Annotated in this window: 19 protein-coding genes; 8 read left to right on the top strand and 11 right to left on the bottom strand. The window is 72.2% G+C overall.

What is annotated here, in order from left to right; translation table 11 throughout:
- Positions 1–42: 42 nt before the first annotated feature.
- A complete protein-coding gene (locus ADK41_RS09845) occupies positions 43–567 on the bottom strand; it encodes a hypothetical protein (RefSeq protein WP_030819214.1) in 525 nt (174 codons plus the stop codon).
- Positions 568–816: 249 nt separating this feature from the next.
- On the opposite strand from ADK41_RS09845, the gene ADK41_RS09840 reads away from it, so the two are divergent.
- The 4 genes from ADK41_RS09840 to ADK41_RS09825 all read left to right on the top strand — a co-directional run bounded on the left by ADK41_RS09840 (position 817) and on the right by ADK41_RS09825 (position 8,057).
- Complete coding sequence (locus tag ADK41_RS09840) at positions 817–4,734, top strand: glycoside hydrolase family 2 TIM barrel-domain containing protein (RefSeq protein ID WP_030819211.1); 3,918 nt, start codon at positions 817–819, stop codon at positions 4,732–4,734.
- A gap of 40 nt (positions 4,735–4,774) precedes the next feature.
- On the top strand, positions 4,775–5,629 hold the full coding sequence (locus ADK41_RS09835) for a DUF72 domain-containing protein (protein ID WP_030819210.1): 855 nt from the start codon (positions 4,775–4,777) through the stop codon (positions 5,627–5,629).
- 453 nt (positions 5,630–6,082) lie between these two features.
- Positions 6,083–7,552, top strand: coding sequence for an AlkA N-terminal domain-containing protein (locus ADK41_RS09830; RefSeq protein ID WP_030819208.1), 1,470 nt, complete (start codon positions 6,083–6,085; stop codon positions 7,550–7,552).
- Between the two features lie 22 nt (positions 7,553–7,574).
- A complete protein-coding gene (locus ADK41_RS09825) occupies positions 7,575–8,057 on the top strand; it encodes a methylated-DNA--[protein]-cysteine S-methyltransferase (RefSeq protein WP_030819206.1) in 483 nt (160 codons plus the stop codon).
- Here ADK41_RS09825 and ADK41_RS09820 read toward each other — a convergent pair.
- From ADK41_RS09820 to ADK41_RS09810, 3 genes are read right to left on the bottom strand one after another with little or no spacing between them, the layout of a single operon-like run.
- The gene (locus tag ADK41_RS09820) at positions 8,054–8,779 is read right to left on the bottom strand and encodes an SIR2 family NAD-dependent protein deacylase (protein WP_030819203.1); all 726 of its coding nucleotides are present in this window, start codon (positions 8,777–8,779) and stop codon (positions 8,054–8,056) included. The genes ADK41_RS09825 and ADK41_RS09820 overlap by 4 nt on opposite strands.
- Entirely contained in the window at positions 8,776–9,036 is a 261-nt protein-coding gene (locus ADK41_RS41620; protein ID WP_158717620.1) for a hypothetical protein, read from the bottom strand. Before ADK41_RS41620 ends, ADK41_RS09820 begins: the two co-directional genes overlap by 4 nt.
- A gap of 45 nt (positions 9,037–9,081) precedes the next feature.
- A complete protein-coding gene (locus ADK41_RS09810; protein ID WP_030819200.1) occupies positions 9,082–10,152 on the bottom strand; it encodes an ADP-ribosylglycohydrolase family protein in 1,071 nt (356 codons plus the stop codon).
- A gap of 200 nt (positions 10,153–10,352) precedes the next feature.
- On the opposite strand from ADK41_RS09810, the gene ADK41_RS09805 reads away from it, so the two are divergent.
- Positions 10,353–11,471 carry a glycerate kinase gene (locus tag ADK41_RS09805; RefSeq protein ID WP_030819197.1) on the top strand — a complete coding sequence of 373 codons (1,119 nt, stop codon included), beginning with the start codon at positions 10,353–10,355 and terminating at the stop codon, positions 11,469–11,471.
- A 306-nt stretch (positions 11,472–11,777) separates the two neighbouring features.
- Here ADK41_RS09805 and ADK41_RS09800 read toward each other — a convergent pair whose 3' ends face one another.
- On the bottom strand, positions 11,778–12,182 hold the full coding sequence (locus ADK41_RS09800; protein ID WP_158717619.1) for a hypothetical protein: 405 nt from the start codon (positions 12,180–12,182) through the stop codon (positions 11,778–11,780).
- 925 nt (positions 12,183–13,107) lie between these two features.
- Here ADK41_RS09800 and ADK41_RS09795 point away from each other — a divergent pair.
- The 3 genes from ADK41_RS09795 (at position 13,108) to ADK41_RS09785 (ending at position 17,724) form a co-directional block, all read left to right on the top strand.
- Entirely contained in the window at positions 13,108–13,818 is a 711-nt protein-coding gene (locus ADK41_RS09795; RefSeq protein WP_030819193.1) for an ABC transporter ATP-binding protein, read from the top strand.
- A complete protein-coding gene (locus ADK41_RS09790) occupies positions 13,815–16,046 on the top strand; it encodes a hypothetical protein (protein WP_078661752.1) in 2,232 nt (743 codons plus the stop codon). Before ADK41_RS09795 ends, ADK41_RS09790 begins: the two co-directional genes overlap by 4 nt.
- A gap of 235 nt (positions 16,047–16,281) precedes the next feature.
- A complete protein-coding gene (locus tag ADK41_RS09785) occupies positions 16,282–17,724 on the top strand; it encodes a glycosyltransferase family 39 protein (RefSeq protein WP_106979356.1) in 1,443 nt (480 codons plus the stop codon).
- An 84-nt stretch (positions 17,725–17,808) separates the two neighbouring features.
- Here ADK41_RS09785 and pssA read toward each other — a convergent pair whose 3' ends face one another.
- The 6 genes from pssA to ADK41_RS09755 form a co-directional block, all read right to left on the bottom strand.
- A complete protein-coding gene (gene pssA, locus ADK41_RS09780) occupies positions 17,809–18,633 on the bottom strand; it encodes a CDP-diacylglycerol--serine O-phosphatidyltransferase (RefSeq protein WP_030819187.1) in 825 nt (274 codons plus the stop codon).
- 22 nt (positions 18,634–18,655) lie between these two features.
- Positions 18,656–19,312 carry a phosphatidylserine decarboxylase gene (locus tag ADK41_RS09775; RefSeq protein WP_030819185.1) on the bottom strand — a complete coding sequence of 219 codons (657 nt, stop codon included), beginning with the start codon at positions 19,310–19,312 and terminating at the stop codon, positions 18,656–18,658.
- 170 nt (positions 19,313–19,482) lie between these two features.
- Positions 19,483–20,688, bottom strand: coding sequence for an acyl-CoA dehydrogenase family protein (locus tag ADK41_RS09770; protein WP_030819183.1), 1,206 nt, complete (start codon positions 20,686–20,688; stop codon positions 19,483–19,485).
- Between the two features lie 3 nt (positions 20,689–20,691).
- Entirely contained in the window at positions 20,692–21,204 is a 513-nt protein-coding gene (locus ADK41_RS09765) for a MaoC family dehydratase (protein ID WP_030819181.1), read from the bottom strand.
- A gap of 5 nt (positions 21,205–21,209) precedes the next feature.
- Positions 21,210–22,172: an HpcH/HpaI aldolase/citrate lyase family protein gene (locus tag ADK41_RS09760; RefSeq protein WP_030819179.1), complete on the bottom strand. Its 963-nt coding sequence runs from the start codon at positions 22,170–22,172 to the stop codon at positions 21,210–21,212.
- Positions 22,169–24,196, bottom strand: coding sequence for a protein meaA (locus tag ADK41_RS09755; protein ID WP_030819177.1), 2,028 nt, complete (start codon positions 24,194–24,196; stop codon positions 22,169–22,171). Before ADK41_RS09755 ends, ADK41_RS09760 begins: the two co-directional genes overlap by 4 nt.
- Positions 24,197–24,199 lie beyond the last annotated feature (3 nt).

The following is a 24,199-nucleotide window of genomic DNA, read 5'->3' as shown; positions in this document are numbered from 1 at the left end:
GGCGCGCGGATGCGCGAGGCGTGTGCCGCGGCGCCCCGGACGTCAGTGTCCGCCCTCGCCCGGCAGGCACGTGCCGTCGAGGGTGCGGCCGACGACCTCCACGTCGACGCGGCCGGCGGCGTCGACCGTGCCGTTGAGACACACCCGGTCCTCGCCGCCGCCGACCAGCACACCGTGATCGGGGACCCCGAAGCCCCGTGTCCGTATCTCGATCCTCTCCGGCCGCACTCCGACGGCGTCGGCGGCCGCCGCGCGGAGCCCGTCCTCCGTGGTTTCGGCGTCCGCCGGCTTCCGCAACGCGGTGGCCGGCGCCTTCGCCCGCGGTGCCGCCGCCTCCTGCTGGTCCGCCGTGAGGGTCACCCGCTCGCGGTACGCGTGGTTCTCCGCCGGCCGCCGGTTCCAGTCGAAGGTGATGCAGGGGGAGGGCGCGGGCCCCCGCTCCTCGGGAAGGGGGCAGTAGCCCTGCGGCTCGGACGAGGAGGTCTTCCCGTCGGCGCATCCGGCCGTCACGGCGACGAGCAGGACGAGCGGCAGGGCGGCGAGGAGGCGGGTGCATGTCCGTGGCATGGCCAGATCATTCCAGGCGGGGGACGTCCGGAGGCGCCGACCGAATCCCCAGGAACGAACAGAGTCCGACGGGATCATTGCTTCGTTTGTGTGCGAGTCCTAGGGTGTGGCTGGCCCAGTAGTTGCTCCGTCACCAGCAGTCGCGATTCTTCCCTGCCACAACGCCGCTCCTCCGGCGGCGCGTCGAGGAGGAGTCCGACGTGCCCTCAGTCCGTGCAGTGCTCTGTCGTACCGAGGAAGGCCACGGTCATGCCGCACCCGCACACGTCCCCCGCCGGCCGGTCCCCCCACGGGGGACCGCCGGTCGTCAGCCGCCGGCGCCTCCTGGAGTCCGGCGCCGCCGTGCTCGGCGCCCTCGCCCTGTCCACGTCGCCCGCCGCCGCGCACGCGGCCGGCCGACGGGCGGCGGCCGACGCGCCCCCGGAGTGGAACGACTTCGGCGTCTTCAGGCTCGGCACCCAGCCGCCGCACACCACGCTCATGCCGTACGCGGACGTGCGCCAGGCCCTCGCCGCCGACCGCACCCGCTCGCCCTACCGGCTCGACCTCGACGGCACCTGGAAGTTCGCCTACGCCGACCGCCCCGAGGACCGGGACGCCGACTTCCACCGCACCGACACCGACGACGGCGACTGGGACACCATCCCGGTTCCGTCCGTGTGGCAGCTGCACGGCCACGACTTCCCCATCTACCTGAACATCACCTACCCGTACGGGGGCCCCAACGGCCGCGGCGAGCAGCCGCGGCCGCCCGCCGCCCCGACCCGCTACCACCCGGTCGGCCAGTACCGGCGCACCTTCACCGTCCCGCGCGACTGGACGGGCCGCCGCACCTTCCTCCACTTCGAGGGCGTCAAGTCCGCCCACTACGTGTGGATCAACGGCGAACTGGTCGGCTACGACGAGGACTCCTACACGCCCTCCGAGTACGACATCACCGACCACCTCAGGCCCGGCGCCAACCAGATCGCCGTCGAGGTGTACCGCTACGCCGACGGCGACTGGCTGGAGGACCAGGACATGATCCGGCTGAGCGGCATCTTCCGCTCGGTCTACCTGTACTCCACCCCGCCCGTGCACCTGCGCGACTTCAAGCTGGACACCCCGCTGAACGACACGTACACGCGGGCCGAGCTGGCGGTCACCGCGAGCGTGCGGGCGTACGGCGGCGACGGGGCGGGCCGGTACACCGTCGAGACGCAGTTGTACGACGCCCGCGGGCACGCCGTCTGGTCCCGTCCGCTCGAGCAGAGCGCCGACCTCGGCACGGTCGGCGCCGACGAGGACGTCACCGTACGGGCCTCGAAGGCCGTACCGCGGCCGCGGCTGTGGTCGGCCGAGCACCCGGAGCTCTACACGGCCGTCCTCAGGCTCCGCGACCCGGCCGGCAAGGTGGTCGAGACCCTGTCCCACCGCGTCGGCTTCCGCGAGTTCGCGCTCAAGGACGGACTGATGCGGATCAACGGCAGACCCGTCTCCTTCCGCGGCACCAACCGCCACGAGATGCACCCGGCCCGCGGCACCGCCCTCACCCGCGAGGACCTGGTCGAGGACATCACGCTCATCAAGCGGATGAACATGAACTCCGTCCGCACCTCGCACTACCCCAACAACCCGCTGTGGTACGAACTCGCCGACGAGTACGGCCTCTACCTCGTCGACGAGACCAACCTCGAGACCCACGGCATCCGTTCCGAGTACCCGGGCGACCACCCGCAGTGGACGGCGGCCTGCGTCGCCCGTGCCCAGAACATGGTCCACCGCGACAAGAACCACCCCTCGGTGGTCATCTGGTCGCTCGGCAACGAGGCCGGCGGCGGCGCCACCTTCACCGCCATGCACGACTGGATCCGCTCCTGTGACCCCACCCGCGTCATCCAGTACGAGGGCGACGACCGGCCGGGGATCAGCGACATCCGCTCGAAGATGTACGAGAGCCCCGCGCGCGTCGAGCAGCGGGCGAAGGACACCGCCGACACCCGGCCGTACGTCATGATCGAGTACTCCCACGCGATGGGGAACTCCAACGGCAACCTCAAGAAGTACTGGGACGTCGTCCGCCGCCACGACGTCCTCCAGGGCGGCTGGATCTGGGACTTCGCCGACCAGTCCCTGTACACGCCCGTCCCCGCCCGCACCCTGCTCACCGAGTCCGGACCGGCCGGCCTGCGCGGTGAGATCCTCGCCACCCGCGGCGGCCTCGACCGCGACAAGGGCCTGTTTGGCATCACGGTCTTCGAACGCGACGACAGCCTCGACCTCACGGGTTCACTGACCCTGGAGGCGTGGGTCACCCCCGGAGTGACGGGACACCACCAGCCCATCCTCACCAAGGGCGACACCCAGTACGCGCTCAAGCAGACCGACGGCACCCTGGAGTTCTTCATCCACTCCGACGGGCAGTGGATCACCGCGAACTGGGCGCTGCCGGACGACTGGACGGGCCGCGAACACCACGTCGCGGGCGTCTTCGACGCGGACGCCGGCACGCTGACCCTGTACGCCGACGGCGCGGTGAGGAGCACCCGGACCACCACCCGGCGCCCCGGCAGCACCACCGCGCCGCTCGCCCTCGCCTCCGACGCCGACAACCAGACCCGGGAGTTCAGCGGCACCGTCCGCCGCGCCCGCGTCTACGCACGCGCCCTCACCGCCGCCGAACTGGCCTCGGACGACCGGGGACCCGGCGACGACGGTGTGCGGTTCTGGTTCGACGCCGCCACCGTCGGGGCCGTGACGAAGCAGCCCCGGGACAGGACGTTCCTCGCCTACGGCGGCGACTGGGGCGACAACCCCAACGACGGGGCCTTCGTCGCGGACGGCATCGTCACCGCCGACCGCGGCCACACCGGCAAGGCCGCCGAGGTCACCCGCGTCCACCAGGCGATCAACGCCGCCCGCACCTCCGACGACGGCGCCCCCGGCGCCGTCACCCTCACCAACGAGTACCTGTTCACCGGCCTCCGCGAGTTCGACGGCCGCTGGGAACTCGTCGCCGACGGCGAGGTCGTACGGCGGGGACGGCTGACCCGGGACCAGCTGGACGTGCCGCCGCTGTCCGGGAAGGACATCACCCTGCCCGTACGCCTGCCGAAGGACCCGGACCCGGGCACGGAGTACTTCCTCCACCTCTCCTTCACCACGCGGGAGCCCACGAAGTGGGCCGAGGCGGGCTTCGAGGTGGCCCGGCAGCAGCTCCCGCTCGGCGCCGCGAGCCCGGCCGTGACCCCCGTCCCCCTGTCGCACGTCCCGCCCCTGCGCCACGAGGAGCGCGAGAAGGACGTCAGGATCACCGGCAAGGGCTTCTCGGTCACCGTCGACAAGGGCAGCGGCACCATCACCTCCTACGAGGCGGAGGGCACCCGCCTGATCACCTCCGGTCCGGTGCCGAACTTCTGGCGGGCGCCCACCGACAACGACCGCGGCAACGGCCAGCACACCCGCAACCGGACCTGGCGCGACGCCGGCGCCCGGCGGAAGGTCACCGGCGTCACCGTGCGGGCCCTCGGTGAGCGGGCCGTCGAGATCACGGTCCGCGGCACGCTGCCCACCACCGTGGAGTCGGCGTACACCACCGCCTACACGGTGTTCGGCAACGGCGAGATCAAGGTCGACAACACCCTGCACCCGGGCGCGGCGAACCTGCCGTACATCCCGGAGGTCGGCACGCTGCTGTTCCTGCCGCGCCGCCTGGACCGCCTGCACTACTACGGCCGCGGCCCCGAGGAGAACCACTGGGACCGCAACACCGGTACCGACGTGGGCCGTCACACCTCGACCGTGGCCGACCAGTGGACCCCCTACATCCGCCCGCAGGAGAACGGCAACAGGACCGACGTCCGCTGGGCCGCCCTGACCGACGGCAGGGGCCGCGGTCTGCTGGTGTCGGGTGAGCCCCTCCTGGAGATCAACGCCTCGCACTTCACCCCGGAGGACCTGTCGGCCGGCGTCCGGCACGACTACCAGCTGACGCCGCGGGACGCGGTCGTCCTGCGGGTCAACCACCGCCAGATGGGCGTCGGCGGCGACAACAGCTGGGGCGCGCACACCCACGACGAATTCAAGCTCCTCGCCGACCGCGACTACGCGTACACCTACCGCCTGCGCCCGCTGTCGGACGTGGCCGGGGCGACGGCGGCCTCACGCCGGCCCACGGCGACCGAGTAGGGAGGACACACTCCCGGGAGCCCGGGGTAACCGGGCTCCCATGGGTGACATTCTGGTCGGGGCCTGTTCGTGGACGGACCGCATGCTCGTGGCGAGCGGCTGGTACCCGCGCGGCCGGCGGGACGCCGAGGGACGGCTGCGGCACTACGCCTCCAGGCTGCCCGTCGTCGAGGTGGACTCCGGCTACTACGCGCTGCCCCGCCGTCGCAACAGCGAGCTGTGGGTGGAGCGCACACCGGACGGGTTCCGCTTCGACGTCAAGGCGTTCTCGCTGCTGACCGGCCACCCCACCCGGCCGCAGGCGCTCCCCGCCGACCTGCGGGACCGGCCGGTGGACGGCGCCCTGCTGGACGAGGTGTGGGGGAGGTTCGCGGAGGCGGTCGAGCCGCTGCGCACGGCCGGGCGGCTGGGCGCCGTACTGTTCCAGTTCCCGCCCTGGTTCGCGCCCGGGGCCCCGGCCGAGCGGACGCTGGAGGAGTGCGCGCGGCGCACGGCCGGCTGGCCGCTCGCCGTCGAGTTCCGGCATCCGGCGTGGTGGGAGGCGGGACGTGCCGAGGACACCCTCGCGCTGCTGTCCGCGCTGGACGCGACGGCCGTCGGCGTGGACATGGCCCAGGGGCTCACCGGATCCCTGCCGCCCGTCGCGCCCGTCAGCCGTCCCGCCCTCGCCGTCGTACGGTTCCACGGCCGCAGCAGGGCGTGGGGGAGGGGCGGCAAGGAGGACCGCTTCCGCCACGACTACGACGCGGCCGAGCTCGCCGCCTGGGTCCCCCGGCTGCGCCGCGCGGCGCAGCGGACGGACGAGCTGCACGTGCTGTTCAACAACTGCTGCGCGGACGCCGCCGTACGCGCCGCCGAGACCATGCGGGGACTGCTCGCCCGGCCGTGCCGCTGATCCCCGGCCGCAGGCGCCCCACGGGGTGGACGGCCCGGTCGAGCACTCCGGCGACACGGCCGTCGTACGGCGCGCACACCACGGAGCGGCCACCGGGCCCGGACCGCGTGGCGGCCGCAGCCGGTGCGAGCGGGCCGACTGCTCCGTGACCGGCACCATGCCCGCGCGCAGCCGGGCGAGGAGCAGCGGCCGGGAGGGCGTGGGCGGGGCCCGGAGCGGGGTGGCGACCCGCGCGACGCCGTCCGCGCCCGGGCGCGCCCGCTCGGCGTCGCCGGCCACGAGGTCCCCACCGCGCCGGCCCGGACGGGCCGCGGCCGCTCCGCGCGTCGGCACGGCGATACGGCGCGCACGCGGCGCCCGGTCCGGACAACCGCAGCACACGGGACGTCGATGTCGGATTCCCGCCGGACCGGGGCGCCCGCCGTGCCCGATCCTTGAGGCATGCAGAAGGGGATGCACACCGACACCGAGCGCTGCGTGCGCGCCGTGCGGTCCAAGGACGCACGGTTCGACGGCTGGTTCTTCACCGCCGTCCTGACCACCGGCATCTACTGCCGGCCCAGCTGCCCGGTGGTCCCGCCCAAGCCCGGGAACATGGTCTTCCACCCGAGCGCGGCGGCCTGTCAGCAAGCCGGATTCCGGGCCTGCAAACGCTGCCGGCCCGACACCAGCCCCGGCTCACCGGAGTGGAACCACCGTGCCGACGCGGTGGCCCGCGCCATGCGGCTGATCGCAGACGGCGTCGTGGACCGCGAGGGCGTCCCCGGTCTCGCCGCCCGGCTCGGCTACAGCACCCGGCAGGTCGAACGCCAGCTGCTCGCCGAGCTGGGCGCGGGCCCCCTCGCGCTCGCCCGCGCCCAGCGCGCCCGGACCGCGCGGCTGCTCATCGAGACCACGGACCTGCCGATGGCGCAGATCGCCTTCGCGGCCGGCTTCTCCTCCGTCCGCACCTTCAACGACACCGTCCGCGAGGTCTACGCGCTCGCCCCCGGCGAGCTGCGCACCCGGGCGCCGAAGCAGACCCTTCGCGGCACCCCCGGAACGCTCTCCCTGCGCCTGCCGTTCCGCGCCCCGCTCAACCCCGACAACCTCTTCGGCCACCTCGCCGCCACCGCCGTGCCCGGCGTGGAGGAGTGGCGGGACGGCGCCTACCGGCGCACCCTGCGCCTGCCGTACGGGCACGGCGTCGTGGCGCTCACCCCGCGCCCCGACCACATCGCCTGCCGCCTCACCCTCGGCGACCCCCGCGACCTCACCGTCGCCATCAGCCGCTGCCGCCGCCTGCTCGACCTGGACGCCGACCCGGTCGCCGTCGACGAGCAGCTGCGCACGGACCCGGTCCTCGCGCCCCTCGTCGGCAAGGCGCCCGGCCGCCGCGTGCCGCGCACCGTCGACGCGGCGGAGTTCGCCGTCCGGGCCGTCCTCGGCCAGCAGGTCTCCACGGCCGCCGCCCGCACCCACGCGGCCCGCCTGGTCACCGCGCACGGCACCCCCGTGGACGACCCCGAGGGCGGCCTCACCCACCTCTTCCCGTCCCCCGGGGCACTGGCCGCGCTCGACCCCGAGGCCCTCGCCCTGCCCCGCACCCGCCGCACCACGCTCACCACCCTGGTACGGCGGCTCGCCGACGGAGACCTCCACCTGGGCGCCGACAGCGACTGGTCCGAGACCCGCGCCCGGCTCCTCGCCCTCCCCGGCTTCGGCCCCTGGACGGCCGACGTCATCGCCATGCGGGCGCTCGGCGACCCCGACGCCTTCCTCCCCACCGACCTCGGCGTCCGCCGCGCCGCCCGCGAACTGGGTCTGCCCTCCACCCCGGCCGCCCTCACCGCACGCGCGGCGGCCTGGCGGCCCTGGCGGGCGTACGCGGTCCAGTACCTGTGGGCGACGGACAACCACCCCGTCAACTTCCTGCCGACGTGAAGAGACCAGGGACCCCCAGCCGATGAAGCAGCACACCGTGACCGACAGCCCCTACGGCCCGCTGACGCTCGTCGCCGACGACGGCGTCCTGTGCGGCCTCTACATGACCGATCAGCGCCACCGCCCGCCCGAGGAGACCTTCGGCTCCCCCGACGACACCCCCTTCGCCGAGGCGCGGGAGCAGCTCGCGGCCTACTTCGCGGGCGAATTGAAGGAGTTCACCCTCGAACTGCGCCTGCACGGCACCCCGTTCCAGCGCCGCGTCTGGGAGCAGCTGACCCGTATCCCCTACGGTGAGACCCGCACCTACGGCCAGCTCGCCGACAGCCTCGGCAATCCCCGGGCCTCGCGCGCGGTCGGCCTCGCCAACGGCCGCAACCCGATCGGCATCGTCGTCCCCTGCCACCGCGTCGTCGGAGCGAGCGGCGGCCTCACCGGCTACGGCGGCGGCCTGGAGCGGAAACGGCGCCTGCTGGACCTCGAGCGTGCGGCCGCCCTGTTCTAGGCGGCGATCCGGCGCAGCAGCGCCGGCAGCGAGGTGCCGATCGGTTCGCGGATCACCTCGTCGGCGAGGCCGTCGTACGGGGTGGGCTCCGCGTTGACGACGATCAGGCGGGCGCCGTGGCCGGCGGCCACCTCCGCGAGCCCGGCGGCGGGGTGGACCTGGAGGCTGGTCCCGGCGGCGATGAACACCGTGCACGCCTTGCTGATCGCCGCCGCCTCGGCGAGCACCACGGGATCGAGGTGCTCGCCGAACATCACCGTCGCCGGCTTGAGGACGCCGCCGCACTCCAGGCACGGCGGATCGTCCTCACCGGCCTCGACGCGGGCGAGGGCGTCCTCCATCGGGCCGCGCGCCCGGCACTCGACGCACAGCACGCTCCGTACCGTGCCGTGGAGTTCGAGCACCTTGCGGTCCGGCATCCCGGCGAGCTGGTGCAGCCCGTCCACGTTCTGCGTGATCACCCGCACCGGCACCCCCGAGCGCTCCAGCTCGACCACGGCGCGGTGCGCGGCGTTCGGCTCGGCGGCGAGCGCGAAGTTCGCGCGCCGCATCCGCCAGGAGCGGCGGCGGATCTCCGGGTCGCCCATGTAGTACGCGTACGTCACGAGCCTCTCGGCCCCGGGATCACGGCGCCACAGCCCGTCGGGCCCGCGGTAGTCCGGGATGCCGGAGTCCGTGCTGACACCGGCACCGGTGAGAAGGGCGACGAGGGGCTTGCTCATGCGGCCGAGGGTAGGCCGCGGGGCGCCGGTCCGGCGAGCGGATATCGCCCCGCGCCGGCTCGGCGCACCCGGTACCCGTCCTCCGGCTCCGCGGCGCCCGAACCGTCGGCGAGGACGTCCGGCGCGGCCGACACGCGGCGCCCCGGGGAGCCGTGGAGGGACTCGGCCGGCTCCCGGCGCGGCACCAGCCGCCGGGACAGCGGCTCCGGCTCCCGCGGCCGGACCGCCGTGCCCATGTCCACGACCCACCGCACCATGCACACCATGCCGGGGCGGACGGACGGCGGCGCGCCCGAGTACGGTTACTCGGTTCGCGCCAGCCTCAGCGTGCGTTCCGCCAGCTCGCTGATGCGCACCCCGTCGAAGCCGAAGACCGCGCTGCGGACCGTGTCCTGGAGGGGCTCCTTCCACTGGCCGGGAACGGCGGAGGCGCCGCACAGCACGCCGGCCACCGAGCCCGCCGTCGCGCCGTTGGAGTCGGTGTCCAGGCCGCCGCGCACGGTCAGGGCGATGGTCGAGGTGAAGTCGCCGTCGCCGTACAGCAGACCGGCGGTGAGCACGGCCGCGTTCGGGACCGTGTGGATCCAGCCGAGGCCCGCCGTCTCCCCCGCGAGCGTCGTGAGCGTGTCCTCCCAGGCCAGCCCGGCCTCGTGCAGGGACGCCACCCGGCGCACGGTGCGGGCGAGGCGGCTGCTCGCCGGGATCACCGTCAGCGCCTCGTCCACCGCGTGCCGCACCGTGGGCGCCGTGAACGCGGCCGAGATCAGCGCCGCCGCCCACATCGCGCCGTACACCCCGTTCCCCGTGTGGGACAGCACCGCGTCCTTGCGGGCCAGCGAGGCGGCGCGGCGCGGGGCGCCCGGGGAGGTCCAGCCGTGGACGTCCGCGCGGATGAGGGCGCCGATCCACTCCTGGTAGGGGTTGTCGTAGGTGGCCGTGAGCGGGGGCTTGAGGCCGTTCGCGAGGTTGCGGTAGGCCGCCCGTTCCGCCGTGAAGGTCTGCCGGTACGGCAGCCGCAGCAGCCACAGGTCGCCCACCTGCTCGGTGCTGAAGGCGAAGCCGTGGGTCTCCAGCAGGTCGAGGCCGAGGATCGCGTAGTCGACGTCGTCGTCCCGGCAGCTGCCGTGGACGCGGCCGCGGACGCAGGACCGCCACTCGGGGCGCAGATCGAGGCCCTCGCTCTCGGTCGGCGGCCCGGGGAGGTAGTCGGTCAGGGGGAGGGCGTCCGTCCGCCGCAGGTAGCGGTCGATGCGCTCACGCGTCCACACCTCGCCCTGCTCCACCGGCTTGCCGAGCATGTTGCCCGCGATCCGGCCCAGCCAGCCTCCGAGGACGCGGTCGGCGAGTCCGGGCCCCGTGTGCACAGCGCTCATGGGACTCGGTCTACCCGGTTCGGGGTGGTTTCACGTGCTGTTCCACGGGCTGGGCAGGCCATGGCGGCCACCGGGCCCGCCGGTTAAGGTCACAGCGGCGCGACTGGCCTCGGCAGGTGCGCGAGGCCCGGAGAACGAGGGGAATGCAAGTGGCGGACGCTGCAGGGAGCGGCACTCGTACGACGCGATCGGCACAGCGGGTGCTCGTCGCCGCGGACAAGTTCAAGGGGTCGCTGACGGCCGTCGAGGTCGCCGGGCGGGTGACGGCCGGGCTGCGCCGGGTCGTACCGGACCTGGAGGTCGAGGCGCTGCCGGTGGCCGACGGCGGCGACGGCACCGTGGCCGCGGCGGTCGCGGCCGGGTTCGAGCGGCGGGAGGTGCGGGTCGCCGGCCCCCTCGGGGACGAGGTGACCGCGGCGTACGCGCTGCGCGGTGACACGGCCGTCGTGGAGATGGCGGAGGCGAGCGGGCTGCAGCGGCTGCCGGCCGGGGTGTTCGCGCCGCTCACCGCGTCGACGTACGGCTCGGGGGAGCTGCTGCGGGCCGCGCTGGACGCGGGGGCGCGGAGCATCGTGTTCGGGGTGGGCGGGAGCGCCACCACCGATGGCGGCGCGGGCATGCTGTCCGCGCTGGGCGCGCGGTTCGTGAGGGCGGACGGCGAGCCGGTGGCGCCGGGGGGCGGAGGGCTCGCCGAGCTGGCGTCGGCGGATCTGTCCGGACTGGACCCGCGGCTGTCGTCGGTGGAGTTCGTGCTCGCCAGTGACGTCGACAACCCGCTGACCGGGCCCAAGGGGGCGCCGGCGGTGTACGGCCCGCAGAAGGGGGCCTCGCCGAAGGACGTGGAGACGCTGGACGCGGCGCTCGCGCACTTCGTGAAGGTGCTGGAGGGGACGGTGGGCGCGAAGGCCGCCGGGTGTGCCGCGGCCCCGGGGGCGGGCGCGGCGGGCGGCATCGGGTTCGGCGCGCTGCTGCTGGGCGCGGGGTTCCGTCCCGGCATCGAGGTGATGCTGGACGTGCTCGGGTTCGCGCCGGCGCTGGAGCGGGCGGATCTCGTGATCACGGGGGAAGGGTCCCTGGACGAGCAGACGCTGCACGGGAAGGCGCCCGCGGGTGTCGCCGCGGCGGCGCGTGCGGCGGGCAAGGAGGTGGTCGCGGTGTGCGGACGGCTCGCGCTGCCCCCGGAGGTCCTGGGACGGGCGGGGATCCGGCGGGCGTACGCCCTGACGGACCTCGAACCGGACGTGGCGAGGTGCATCGCGGAGGCGGGGCCGATCCTGGAGCGCACCGCCGAGCGGATCGCCCGGGACTTCCTGGCCTGAGCCGGATCCCGCCGGACGGATCCCGCCGGACGGATCCCGCCGGACCCGGGCCCTGCTCCGCCTCCGGGCAGCGGCACGTCCGATCCCGGCCCGCCCCGCGTGGGGCCCCGGCACGATCGTGGGCGCACCGGACGAGGACGCGCGGCGCAGGACACGGACGCGACGCACCGACGGTGTTCGGGTCGTCCTCGCTCAGGAGGCGCGGGCAGCCGGGGGAACAGCCGCCCCGGGCGCCGGCGGGCCGGCGCCCGGGGCGCAGACGCCCTGTGCGGACGGATGAGGCATCCGCCCGCACGGGGAGCGGAGTCAGCGTCCGTCGCCGGGGCGGTCGTCCGGACCGCACTTGTCCGGGGTCAGGTCGTACTGCACGCAAGCGGTGACCTTCACGACGTAGTTGCTCGTGGAGGAGTCGCTGTACGTGGTCTGTCCCTGGCCCTTGGTGTTCCAGAGACGGAGCCCCTTGGTGTTCTTGCGGTCGAACTCCGAGTAGACGGCGCTGCCGTCCGCCCTCTCGTCGCGCACGGCGACGTTCTTGTTGCCGGACGACTTCCAGCTGTAGGCGTAGGAGATGTGGATGTCCGGGTTGGTGTGGTGGTTGAGCCTGGATGTGACGTCTTCGCCGGCGTCGGCGAAGGCCGGCGACGCCCCCGCAACGGCGCCAAGCATGACGACGGCCATCGCGGCCTTCTTGGCGCTCCTGGATATCTGCATGATTCTCCCCTTTGACGCAGCGACTCATCGGCTGCGATTGGCGGTCATCACGATGACGGCCTTCGGATATGACGCACCCATGGGTGGGGTGAACGCGAGGCAGGTCACGCCAAGCGGCTTCCGATACAGGACCCCTCATGGGAGCGAGAGGAAGGTCTCCCTCGCGACCAGTGCAAGATCATATGGCAAAGCCGACGGCGGGCAAGCGTATTTCCGGAAGGGCCCGCATCATCGCTCGGTGCGCTTCAATCGAGGAGGGAGGAATTCCCGTGATTCCTCAACTTCCTTGTGAAACAAGCAACTTGACCTGCCATCTATTAAGTTGATTAATGAACCTCTTTGCTCGGAAGGCGAGTTGAGATGCGGTGCGCGCGCGACCTCCTCGCCGTGTGGCATGTGTCACATGATGGTGATGCCCGGCGGACGGCCGAACCGGGAGGCAAGAGGCTTGTGCGAACGCGTCGTTGAGGCTTCCCGGTGCGAGCGCGCCCGGACCCCGGACCAGGCCGGCGCCCGGCGTTTCCGCCCCTGTGTCGAGACGTCTCGGCGATGCCGAAATCGATGTGTCCCGCGTCGCGGATTCGACCCCGCGCATGCGCTGTTTCGATCGGCTCGACTCCGCTTCGCGCATGAGGGCCATAAGAGCCCATCGAGATCCTTAGGTCCGGTTTGTCTTTGCGGCGCGACGCGAAGGCGTCAAAGGCGTGGTGGTGTAATCCTTTTGCCTGGTGATCACTTTGGCCTACCATCGGCACCGATCGCGAGGGGCTGACCTCCCTCGCGCAACGGGGGACGATTCACGGGGGCGTTGTTCCATGCTCACCGGAAGAGCCCGCCATCCGCGGGACAGGGGGCCGCCTCTGCCCCGCAGCGCCACCGCGACGTCGCACGGTGACGCGGCAACAGCTACCCGAGGGCACATCACGTGAGCAACTCCGACACCGGGCCCGCGCCCGGCCCCGTACTCCACATCCAGGATCTGAACCACTCGGTCCGGGACCGGGCCCTGTTCAAGGACCTGCGGCTCACTGTCGGCGCCGGAGAGTCGGTGGCGATCACGGGGCCGAGCGGTTCGGGCAAGAGCACGCTGCTCTCGTCGATCCTCGGCCTGATCAAGCCGCACGGCGGAAGCATCAGGGTGGCCGGTGCGGAAGTGACGGAGCTGCGGGGCAGGCGGATCGCCGAGCTGCGCAGCGAGACGATCGGCACGGTCTTCCAGTTCGGGGAGCTGCTGCCCGAACTCAGCCCGCTGGACAACGTGGCGCTGGCGGCGCTGTTGTCGCGTTCCGACCGGGCCGGCGGGTACCGCCGGGCGCAGGAACTGCTGGACGAGCTGCGCGTTCCGCGCGCTGAGACCACGGAGGAACTCTCCGGGGGCGAGCATCAGCGTACGGCCGTGGCCCGTGCGCTGATCAACTCGCCCGAACTGGTCCTGGCCGATGAGCCCACGGGCTCCCTGGACCCCGACGCCACTGCCCGCATCGCGGATCTGCTCTTCGATCTCCCCCGGCGGCGCAGGTGCGCACTGGTGCTGGTGACGCACGATGTCGAGGTCGCCGCACGAGCGGACCGGGTGCTGCGTCTCGAGGCCGGTCAGCTGGTTCCCGTCCGGGCGCGGGAGGTGGCGGAGGCGTGAGCGGAACCGGACGCGCCGGCTTGTCGCTTCGGCTGCTGCGCATAGGACGCGACGCGGGCCGGCGCTCGGACGCGGCCGGGACCAGGGTCGCGGCCCTCGCGCTTGCGGCTTTCACCGTCGCCCTGTGCCTGGGCCTGCTGTCGTTGGTGCACGCCTCCTACGTCGGCAAGGAACTGCGGCGTGACGCCAGGACCCCGGTCGGGCAGACGGAGCGGTCACGGGACGCCCGGGCCACGTTGTGGCTGGTCGGCTCGGACACGCTGAAGGGGCGGCGGAGTTTCAGCGTCGTCCACATCGCGCCGCATACGCCGGACGCCCCCCTTCCGCCGGGGGTGGACCACTGGCCGGGGCCGGGTGAGGCCGTTCTCTCCCCGGGCCTGCTGGAAGCCGGCGCCGCGGAGGGGATCGCCGGCCGTTACGGAAGGCTCTCGGGGACGATCGGGCAGGAAGGGCTGGACGACCCCGGGGAGTGGCTCGCCTACGTCCGGCCCGCGAAGGGCATGAAGGCCGAGGCGCCGATCGAGGTCGTGGTCGGTTTCGGGCCGGAGGCGGGCGTGCCGGCCGAAGGCCTGCAACCGGGAACGGGGCGCGACGACGACAAACCCGAGTGGATGTTCCAGGGTCTCGTCCTCGGCCTGCTGCTCGTACCGAGCCTCCTGCTCCTGTTCACCGCGCTCCGTGCCGGGGCGGACGGCCGTGACCGCAGGGGCGCCCTGGTCGACGCCCTGGGGGGACTGAGGCGCGACCGTGCCCTGATCGCGGTGGGAGAGGCGGTGCGACCGGTGGCATGGGGAGCCCTCGCGTCGATCCCGTTCTTCGCCATGGCCGCGCTCGTCGACGTCCGGGTCCCGTTCGTCGGCTACGTGACGTCATCCGCCGACGTGCGTCAGCACGGCTGGCCGGCACTGCTGTCTCCCGTGGTCGTCATGGTGACGGCGTCGGCCCTCGCCGTCATCGGCGATCAGTCGGCCGGCCGGGCCGAGGGGACCCGACCCGCCGGCGCGGGCAGGTCACGGCGGCAGCGGTACCTCGCGTTCCTCTGCCCGCCGGCGGTCCTGCTCGCCAGTCGCGGTCCGGAACTCGCCGGCGACGACACGCAGTACCGGGCGTGGATCAGCTGGATCGGCCTTGCCCTCGTCGTGCTCACCCTGCCGGCCGCGGTGGCGGTCGTCGTGGCCGGGCTCGGGGGACGCCTGGAGCGGATCGGGCGACAGCGGGGGTGGGCCGGTGCGCTGATCGCGGGCCGCCGCATCAGTCACCATCCGGCGGCCACGGCCCGCCTGGTCACCGGTGTGACGGTCGCGTTGATCGTCCTCGTGCAGGCCCTCGCCTGGCAGGCGATGTTCGGGACCTACCACGCCAAGATGGAGGAGGTCCTCAGCACCACCAACAGGAACGTGGCCGAGATCGGCCCCAGGGGGACGGTCTCCACCGGGGAGACCGCCGCCTACCTCGAGTTCCTTCCCGAGGACCATGTGCCCGTCGTCCTCGCGCCTCCCCGCACCGCCGGCGACGGCCCCATCACGATCAGCGGAGGATGCGCTGCTCTGGAGAGCCTGCTGCTGCCGTGTTCGCCCGCACCGGCCCGCGTCGACGTCGCCCTCGACCGGCGCCTGCAGCAGTTGCTCCACTGGAACACGGAGGGCGGCACCTATCTGAAGGTGGTCCGGGCCGACCACGCCGCGCTGGCCGAGTCGGCCGTGCGGGGCGCCAACACCCTGGCGGTGGTGAGGGCCGACGGCGGCGTCCCCGCCGTCGCGGCTCTCAAGGAAGCCTCCTACCGGGCCTACCCCCGCGGGGCCCAGGTCCGTTTCCCCGGGGAGGAGTGGCTGACGGACGGCGTCCCGGACCGGGACCAGGGCCGGTGGATCCGGCTCTTCGGGGTGCTGGGGACGGGAATCCTCGTGCTCGCCGTCGGCCTCAGCGGCAAAGCCGAGTTCCTGCGCCAGGGGCGGGCACTGGCGCCGCTGACCGTGTTGACCGGCGGACACCGCGTCTTTCGCAGCAGCGCGGCCTGGTCGATCGTCGCGCCGCTCGCGCTCGCCGCGCCGGCGGGGTGCGTCGTCGCCGCCTGGACCGCCCGGCCGGTCGCCCGGCCGGGAATGACCTACTACGTCCCCGGGGGCCTCATGGCGACCGCCGTCACCGTGGTGCTCGCCGTGTCCGTCGCGATGGGGATGTGGGCCGCTCGGACCGCCGGGCGGCAGGCACGCGGCTGGCGGGCTTAGCCGCCCCGCCTCCGGCTCGGCCCGGGCACCCGGTTCCGCCTCCGGGGGCCGACGGCCGAGGCGAGCCCGACGCGGGCGTTTCCGCGCGCGTCGGTGATCCGGCCGGTCCCCACCCCCGACGGCCGGGACCCTCTTCCCTCCCCACGCGGTCATCGGCCCGCCTCGGGCGCCCCACCGGACGCCCGAGGCCGGCTCCCGCCTTCCCAAGGACCCGAACGACTCCATGAACCACCGCATGACGATCCCGCGGCACCGCCTGCCCCTCTGGCCGGTACCACTGCTGTGGACCCTCGCCCTGGGCCTGTGGGGGCTGTCCCGGCAGCACAGCGTGTGGCGGGACGAAGCCGCGACCTGGCAGGTGGCCCGCCGGTCCGTCACCGACATCTGGCGCCTGCTGGGGGAGGTCGACGCCGTGCACGGCCTCTACTACCTGCTGATGCACGGGCTCTTCGAATGCTTCGGGCCGGGCACCACGACACTGCGCCTGCCCTCCGTGCTGGCCACGGCGGTGGCGGCGGCGTGTGTGACGGTCATCGGCTGCCGGCTGGCCGGTGGCTGGGCGGGCCTGGGAGGAGGGCTGGCGTTCGGTCTGCTTCCCGCCGTGCAGTTCCACCTCCAGGAGGGGCGCCCGTACGCACTGGTCTCGGCGGGAGCCGGCATCTCCACACTGCTGCTGGTCACCGTGTTGCAGGGACGCGACCGGAAAGCGCACTGGGTGGCCTACGGCGGCACGGTCCTGCTGTGCGCGCTGCTCAACTGGCTGTCGCTGCTGATCCTGCCCGCGCACGCGGCGACCCTGGCCTGGACGAGAGCCGGGCGCGGGACATGGATCCGCTGGGCGGCGGCCGTCGCGGCCGCCGTGGCGGCCGTCCTGCCGATGATCCTGTTCACCTCGACCCAGTCCCGGCAAGTGTCCTGGATCCCGCCGCTGACCTGGCACATGCTGATCGGACCGGCGATCGTGCTGGCCATCGGCGCTCTCGGGGCCCTCCTGGACCGGCCACGGGCAGGCCGGCTGTCGGCGGCAGCCGTCGCCCTGCCCCTGCTGGCGGTGCCGCAGATCGGCCTGATCGGCCTCTCCTTGGCCAAGCCGCTCTTCCTGGACCGGTACATCCTGTTCAGCATGCTGGGCCTGGCCCTGCTGATCGGCGCGGCACTGGGTGCGGTGGTACGGATGGTCGAGCCGCGGTTCCCTCGAGCGGCACCATGGCTGGTGCCGGCCGTGACCGCCGTGGCCGTGATCGCGCTGTGGCCGCACATGCTGGCCAAGCGGTCCCCCGCCAGTCGCGTGGACGACGTCCTGGCGGTGGCGGCGGACGTACGACAGCTCAAGAAGGACGGCGACGCGGTGGTCTTCGTCCCGGCGGCCCGCCGCGACACCGCGCTGGTTTCCCCCGCGGCCTTCGCGGGTCTGCGGGACGTCGCGCTGGCGGAGAGCCCTGTGGCGTCCGGGACGCTGAAGGGCGAGGAGGCGAGCCCGGAGCGCATACGGGCCGCGATGTCGGCGCAGCGGCGGATCGTGCTGATCACCGATGTGCCCGGGGTGGCCCGGCCGGTGTCGGCGGCAAGGGACCGGGCGAAGATCGCCGTCCTGGAGGAGTCCTTCACCGCGGTGGCGGACGAGCAGGTCCGCGGACGGCGGGTGACGGTGTACGAGCGGCTCCGACCGGGCCGGTAGGGCGTCGGGGATGCCGCGGGAAAGCCCGAGGGGCCCGGACCGAAGCGATTCGGTCCGGGCCCCTCGGGCGACGTACGAGCCGGGTTACGGGATCTGCGCCGCCCGCGCCTCACGGCTCTCGCGCCGGTTGTCACGGAAGGTGTTCACCCGGCGGGCCGTGGCGAACAGCGGGATCACCGCACCCATCACCAGCTGCAGTGCGCAGCCCGTCTGCAGCAGCAGCTGACCGCCCGGCGCGTCGAACGCCCACGCCGCCAGCAGCCCCATGCTGAGCACGATCCACGACAGCATCGCCACCGCGAGCCGCCCCCGCGGCTTCGGGTACTCCACGCGGCTCACCATCAGCCACGCCGTCCCGAGGATCGCCAGCAGCGTCGCCTCGAACGGCAGCTCGAGCAGCACGATCGACACGACCGTCAGCGCTCCGAACGGTGACGGCATCCCCTGGAACGTGCCGTCCTTGACCGTGACGCAGGAGAATCTCGCCAGCCTCAGCACCACCGCCAGCAGCACCACGATCGCGCCCACCGCCGCGACCCGCTCGTGCGCGTCCCTCGCGACCATGCCGTACACGAGCACGAAGTACGCGGGCGCCAGACCGAAGCTGATCAGGTCGGAGAGGTTGTCCAGCTCCGCGCCCATCGGCGACGACCGCAGCTTGCGGGCGACGAGGCCGTCGAACAGGTCGAAGACGGCCGCGCACAGCATGAGTATCACGGCCGTGGCCGCGCTGTTGCGGGCCATGCCCGAATCGTCACCCGAGAGGTGCGGGATCAGGATGCCGGTGGTGGTGAAGTACACCGCCATGAAGCCGCAGGTGGCGTTGCCGAGAGTGAGGGTGTCCGCTATCGACAGGCGGAGCGAGAGGGGCATCTCCTCCTCGTCGTCCGCATCGTCGGCCTCGGGCACCCAGCCGGCCTGTGTCTCCGGATCAACCACGGTCAATGCGAGTCACCCCCGCCACGGTCTTCTGGCCGACCTCGACGGCCACCTCCACGCCCTCGGGCAGGTAGACGTCGACGCGTGAGCCGAAGCGGATCAGACCGATGCGCTCGCCCTGCTCGACCTTGGTGCCCTGGGGCACGTAGGGGACGATGCGGCGGGCCACCGCGCCGGCGATCTGGATCATCTCGATGTCGCCGAGCTCGGTGTCGAAGTGCCACACGACGCGCTCGTTGTTCTCGCTCTCCTTGTTGAAGGCGGGAACGAAGCCACCGGGGATGTGCTCGACCGACGTCACCGTGCCGGACAGCGGGGCCCGGTTCACGTGGACGTTGAGCGGGCTCATGAAGATGGCGACGCGGGTACGGCCGTCCTTCCACGGCATGATGCTCTGCACCACACCGTCGGCGGGCGAGATGACCCTGCCCTGGGCGATCTCACGCTCGGGGTCGCGGAAGAACCACAGCATCCCCGCCGCCAGGGCGGTGGCGGGGACGGCGACGGCCTTGGCGGCACCCGAGCGGCGGGAGCGGAGCAGACTGACGGCTGCGGTGGCGACGGTCGGCAGAAGCCACGGCGATGCTCCGCGCGCGAGGCGTACGCCGGCGAGGCTGTCGCGGTGTGCAGAGGTTTGGCTGTGGGGCATGGATGACCTTCGTAGCGGATGATGCCGCGCACTTGCGGGGGACGGCGGCTTTCCGGCGATCGTAGCGGTTCCGAGCCGTAACTGGGTAAGCCAGTCAGCCGAGTCGGCGGCCGAAGAGTGCATACGGGGTGTGATCATCTTCTCCAAGAAAACACCCCGTATCCGGACATCTAGCCCTGGAATCGATACTCTTCGAGCAGTCGGCGGCCGATGATCATTTTCTGGATCTCGGCGGTGCCTTCACCGATCAGCAGCATCGGCGCCTCCCGGTAGAGGCGCTCGATCTCGTACTCCTTGGAGAAGCCGTAGCCGCCGTGGATCCGGAAGGCGTCCTCCACGACCTCCTTGCAGTATTCGGAGGCGAGGTACTTCGCCATCCCTGCCTCGAGGTCGTTTCGCTCCCCGGAGTCCTTTTTGCGCGCCGCGTTCACCATCATGGCATGCGCGGCCTCCACCTTGGTAGCCATCTCGGCCAGCTTGAACTGGATGGCCTGGTGCCGGGCGATCGGCTTGCCGAAAGTATGACGCTGCTGGGCGTACCGGACGCCGAGCTCGAAGGCACGCTGAGCGACCCCGCAACCACGCGCCGCCACATTGACGCGGCCCACCTCGACCCCGTCCATCATTTGGTAAAAACCTCGGCCGGTGGTCCCGCCGAGCACCCGATCGGCGGGAATCCGCAGGTCGTCCATGATGAGCTCGGTCGTGTCGACCCCCTTGTAGCCCATCTTGTCGATCTTGCCGGGGATGGTCAGGCCGGGGCGGACCTCGCCGAAGCCCGGTTCCTTCTCCACCAGGAAGGTGGTCATCGACCTGTGGGGCGCGGTGCCCTCGGGGTGTCCTTCGTCACTCCGCACCAGAACGGCCACCAGTGACGACGTGCCGCCGTTCGTCAGCCACATCTTCTGGCCGTTCAGGACGTACTCCTCGCCGTCCTTCACCGCCTTCGACGTGATCGCCGACACATCGGAGCCGAGGCCCGGCTCCGACATCGAGAAGGCGCCCCGGACGTCGCCGGCCGCCATCCTCGGCAGGAAGTGGTCCTTCTGCTCCTGCGTGCCGTGCTGCTTGAGCATGTACGCCACGATGAAGTGCGTGTTGATGATGCCGGAGACCGACATCCAGCCGCGGGCGATCTCCTCCACGCACAGGGCGTAGGTCAGGAGCGACTCGCCCAGACCTCCGTACTCCTCGGGGATCATCAGGCCGAAGAGACCGAGTTCCCTGAGGCCGTCGACGATCTGCTGCGGGTACTCGTCGCGGTGCTCCAGCTCGGTGGCGACCGGGATGATCTCCTTGTCCACGAAGTCGCGGACGGTGGAGAGGATCTCCTGCTGGACGTCGGTCAGACCGGCGGTCCGGGCGAGACGGGCCATCGCTTACTTCCCCTGTTCCTTCAGCTCGGGGCGGCCGGGCTGCTCGCCGCCGCGCTCCTTGACGTACGTCTCGGTCGGCACCATCACCTTGCGGCGGAACACGCAGACCAGGGTCCCGTCCTGCTTGTAGCCCCTGGTCTCGACGTGGACGATCCCGCGGTCGTTCTTCGACTTCGACGGCCACTTGTCGAGCACGGTCGTCTGGCCGTAGACCGTGTCGCCGTGGAAGGTCGGCGCCACGTGCCTGAGCGACTCGATCTCCAGGTTGGCGATCGCCTTGCCGGAGACGTCCGGCACCGACATGCCGAGAAGGAGCGAGTAGACGTAGTTGCCCACCACCACGTTCCTGCCGAAGTCCGTCGTCCTCTCGGCGTAGTTGCTGTCCATGTGGAGCGGGTGGTGGTTCATCGTGAGGAGACAGAACAGGTGGTCGTCGTACTCGGTGACCGTCTTGCCCGGCCAGTGCTTGTACACCGCCCCGACCTCGAACTCCTCGTAGGTGCGTCCGAACTGCATGGCGCTCAGCCCTCCGGGATCTCGAACTTGCTGGTGCGCCGCATGCCGGCGGCGCGTCCCTTGCCCGAGACGACCAGCGCCATCTTGCGGCTGGCCTCGTCGATCATCTCGTCGCCGAGCATCGCGGAGCCCTTCTTGCCGCCCGCCTCGGAGGTGTAGTAGTCGTACGCGTCCAGGATCAGCTCGGCGTGGTCGTAGTCCTCCTGCGAGGGCGAGAAGATCTCGTTGGACGCCTCGACCTGGCCCGGGTGCAGCACCCACTTGCCGTCGAAGCCGAGGGCGGCGGCGCGCCGCGCGACCTCGCGGTAGCCGTCCACGTTGCGGATCTGCAGGTAGGGGCCGTCGATCGCCTGGAGGTCGTTGGCGCGGGCGGCCATCAGGATCTTCATCAGGATGTAGTGGTAGGCGTCCGCCGGGTAGCCGGGCGGCTGCTCGCCCACGACCAGCGACTTCATGTTGATGGACGCCATGAAGTCGGCCGGGCCGAAGATGATGGTCTCGACGCGCGGGGAGGCCTGCGCGATCTCGTTGACGTTGTTCAGGCCGCGGGCGTTCTCGATCTGCGCCTCGATGCCGATCCGGCCGACCTCGAAGCCCATGGTCTTCTCGATCTGGGTCAGCAGCAGGTCCAGCGCCACGATCTGCTGGGCGTCCTGGACCTTCGGCAGCATGATGCAGTCGAGGTTCGGGCCGGCGCCCTCGACGACCGTCACGACGTCCCGGTACGTCCACTCGGTGGTCCAGTCGTTGACGCGCACGACGCGGGTCTTGCCGGTCCAGTCGCCCTCGTTGAGGAACTTCACGATGGTGTGCCGCGCCTCGGGCTTGGCGAGCGGCGCGCAGGCGTCCTCCAGGTCCAGGAAGACCTGGTCCGCCGGGAGGCCCTGCGCCTTCTCCAGGAAGCGCGGGTTGCTTCCCGGGACCGCCAGGCAGGAGCGGCGGGGGCGAAGGCGGTTGACGGTCGTCATGCGGGGACCTCCAGGGGGTCGAGCTTGTTCGCTGTGCGGATCTCGTCGACGATGCGGCCGATGATCCCGGTGATGTCGAAGTCCTTCGGGGTGAAGACCGCGGCCACTCCGGCGGCCCGCAGCTGTTCGGCGTCACCGCTGGGGATGATGCCACCGGCGATCACCGGTATATCCGTGGCACCGGCCACACGGAGCCGTTCGAGCACGTCCGGCACCAGCTGGGCGTGCGAGCCGGAGAGGACGGACAGGCCCACCGCGTGCACGTCCTCGGCGAGAGCGGCGTCCACGATCTGCTCCGGGGTGAGCCGGATGCCCTGGTAGACCACCTCGAACCCGGCGTCGCGGGCCCGCACGGCGATCTGCTCGGCGCCGTTGGAATGCCCGTCCAGGCCCGGCTTGCCGACCAGGAAGCGCAGCTTGCCGACGCCGAGGTCCCCGGCCGTCCGTTCCACCTTGCGGCGGACCTCCGACAGGGCCGAGCCCTCCTCGGCGGCGACCGCCACCGGGGCGGAGGAGACGCCGGTCGGCGCCCGGAACTCGCCGAACACCTCGCGCAGCGCCCCGGCCCACTCGCCGGTCGTGACGCCGGCGCGGGCGCACTCCAGGGTGGCCTCCATGAGGTTGTCGGTGCCCTTCGCGGCCTCCTTCAGCTTCTCCAGCGCCTTGCAGGGGCGCGGGTGGTTGAAGGGCGGCTGGTAGCGGGTGTCGCGCCAGTTCCGCAGCGAGGCGACGACCCGGGCCTCCACCGCGGGGTCGACCGTCTGGATCGCGGTGTCCAGGTCGGCGGTCAGCGGGTTGGGCTCGGTGCCCTCGAAGGCGTTGACACCGATGATCTTCTCCTCGCCCGACTCGATCCGGGCCCGCCGCTCGGCGTGCGAGGCGACCAGCTGCGACTTGAGGTAGCCGGACTCGACGGCGGCCAGCGCGCCGCCCATCTCCTGGATCCGCTCGATCTCCGCCGTCGCCTCAGCGACCAGTTCCTCGACCTTCGCCTCGATCACCTTCGACCCCTCGAAGATGTCGTCGTACTCCAGCAGGTCGCTCTCGTACGCCAGGACCTGCTGGATGCGCAGCGACCACTGCTGGTCCCAGGGGCGGGGCAGGCCCAGGGCCTCGTTCCAGGCCGGCAGCTGCACGGCACGCGCGCGGGCGTCCTTGGAGAGGGTGACGGCCAGCATCTCCAGCACGATCCGCTGGACGTTGTTCTCCGGCTGCGCCTCGGTCAGCCCGAGGGAGTTGACCTGGACGCCGTAGCGGAAGCGGCGGTGCCGGGGGTCCTCGATGCCGTACCGCTCGCGGGTGACCCGGTCCCAGATGCGGCCGAAGGCGCGCATCTTGCACATCTCCTCGACGAAGCGGACTCCCGCGTTGACGAAGAAGGAGATGCGGCCGACCACGTCGCCCATGCGCTCCTGCGGCACCTGGCCGCTGTCGCGCACCGCGTCGAGCACGGCGACCGCGGTGGACATCGCGTACGCGATCTCCTGCACCGGCGTGGCCCCGGCCTCCTGCAGGTGGTAGCTGCAGATGTTGATCGGGTTCCACTTCGGGATGCGGGAGACCGTGTACGCGATCATGTCCGTCGTGAGGCGGAGCGACGGGCCCGGCGGGAAGACGTGCGTCCCCCGGGACAGGTACTCCTTCACGATGTCGTTCTGGGTCGTGCCCTGGAGCCGGGTGATGTCCGCGCCCTGCTCCTCGGCGACGACCTGGTAGAGCGCCAGCAGCCACATGGCGGTGGCGTTGATCGTCATCGAGGTGTTCATCTGCTCCAGGGGGATGTCCTGGAACAGCCGGCGCATGTCACCGAGGTGCGCGACCGGCACGCCGACCCGGCCGACCTCGCCGCGGGCGAGGACGTGGTCGGAGTCGTACCCGGTCTGGGTCGGCAGGTCGAACGCGACCGACAGACCGGTCTGGCCCTTGGCGAGGTTGCGCCGGTACAGCTCGTTGGACGCCTCGGCCGTGGAGTGGCCGGCGTAGGTCCGCATGAGCCACGGACGGTCCTTCTGACGCTCTGTCATCGA

The organism is Streptomyces caelestis, from assembly GCF_001279005.1.
In the GTDB taxonomy this organism is placed as follows: Bacteria; Actinomycetota; Actinomycetes; order Streptomycetales; family Streptomycetaceae; genus Streptomyces; species Streptomyces heliomycini.
Note: the sequence above shows the minus strand (reverse complement) of the source record. Positions and strands in the feature narration are given on the sequence as shown.

Coding starts and splice junctions, on each gene's coding strand:
- ADK41_RS09785 (WP_106979356.1), top strand. CDS start 16,282: ATGACGATCCCGCGGCACCGCCTGCCCCTCTGGCCGGTACCACTGCTG.
- ADK41_RS09840 (WP_030819211.1), top strand. CDS start 817: ATGCCGCACCCGCACACGTCCCCCGCCGGCCGGTCCCCCCACGGGGGA.
- ADK41_RS41620 (WP_158717620.1), bottom strand. CDS start 9,036: ATGGTGCGGTGGGTCGTGGACATGGGCACGGCGGTCCGGCCGCGGGAG.
- ADK41_RS09760 (WP_030819179.1), bottom strand. CDS start 22,172: ATGACGACCGTCAACCGCCTTCGCCCCCGCCGCTCCTGCCTGGCGGTC.
- ADK41_RS09830 (WP_030819208.1), top strand. CDS start 6,083: ATGCACACCGACACCGAGCGCTGCGTGCGCGCCGTGCGGTCCAAGGAC.
- ADK41_RS09755 (WP_030819177.1), bottom strand. CDS start 24,196: ATGACAGAGCGTCAGAAGGACCGTCCGTGGCTCATGCGGACCTACGCC.
- ADK41_RS09820 (WP_030819203.1), bottom strand. CDS start 8,779: ATGAGCAAGCCCCTCGTCGCCCTTCTCACCGGTGCCGGTGTCAGCACG.
- ADK41_RS09810 (WP_030819200.1), bottom strand. CDS start 10,152: ATGAGCGCTGTGCACACGGGGCCCGGACTCGCCGACCGCGTCCTCGGA.
- ADK41_RS09825 (WP_030819206.1), top strand. CDS start 7,575: ATGAAGCAGCACACCGTGACCGACAGCCCCTACGGCCCGCTGACGCTC.
- ADK41_RS09845 (WP_030819214.1), bottom strand. CDS start 567: ATGCCACGGACATGCACCCGCCTCCTCGCCGCCCTGCCGCTCGTCCTG.
- ADK41_RS09835 (WP_030819210.1), top strand. CDS start 4,775: ATGGGTGACATTCTGGTCGGGGCCTGTTCGTGGACGGACCGCATGCTC.
- ADK41_RS09800 (WP_158717619.1), bottom strand. CDS start 12,182: ATGCAGATATCCAGGAGCGCCAAGAAGGCCGCGATGGCCGTCGTCATG.
- ADK41_RS09775 (WP_030819185.1), bottom strand. CDS start 19,312: ATGCCCCACAGCCAAACCTCTGCACACCGCGACAGCCTCGCCGGCGTA.
- ADK41_RS09770 (WP_030819183.1), bottom strand. CDS start 20,688: ATGGCCCGTCTCGCCCGGACCGCCGGTCTGACCGACGTCCAGCAGGAG.
- ADK41_RS09765 (WP_030819181.1), bottom strand. CDS start 21,204: ATGCAGTTCGGACGCACCTACGAGGAGTTCGAGGTCGGGGCGGTGTAC.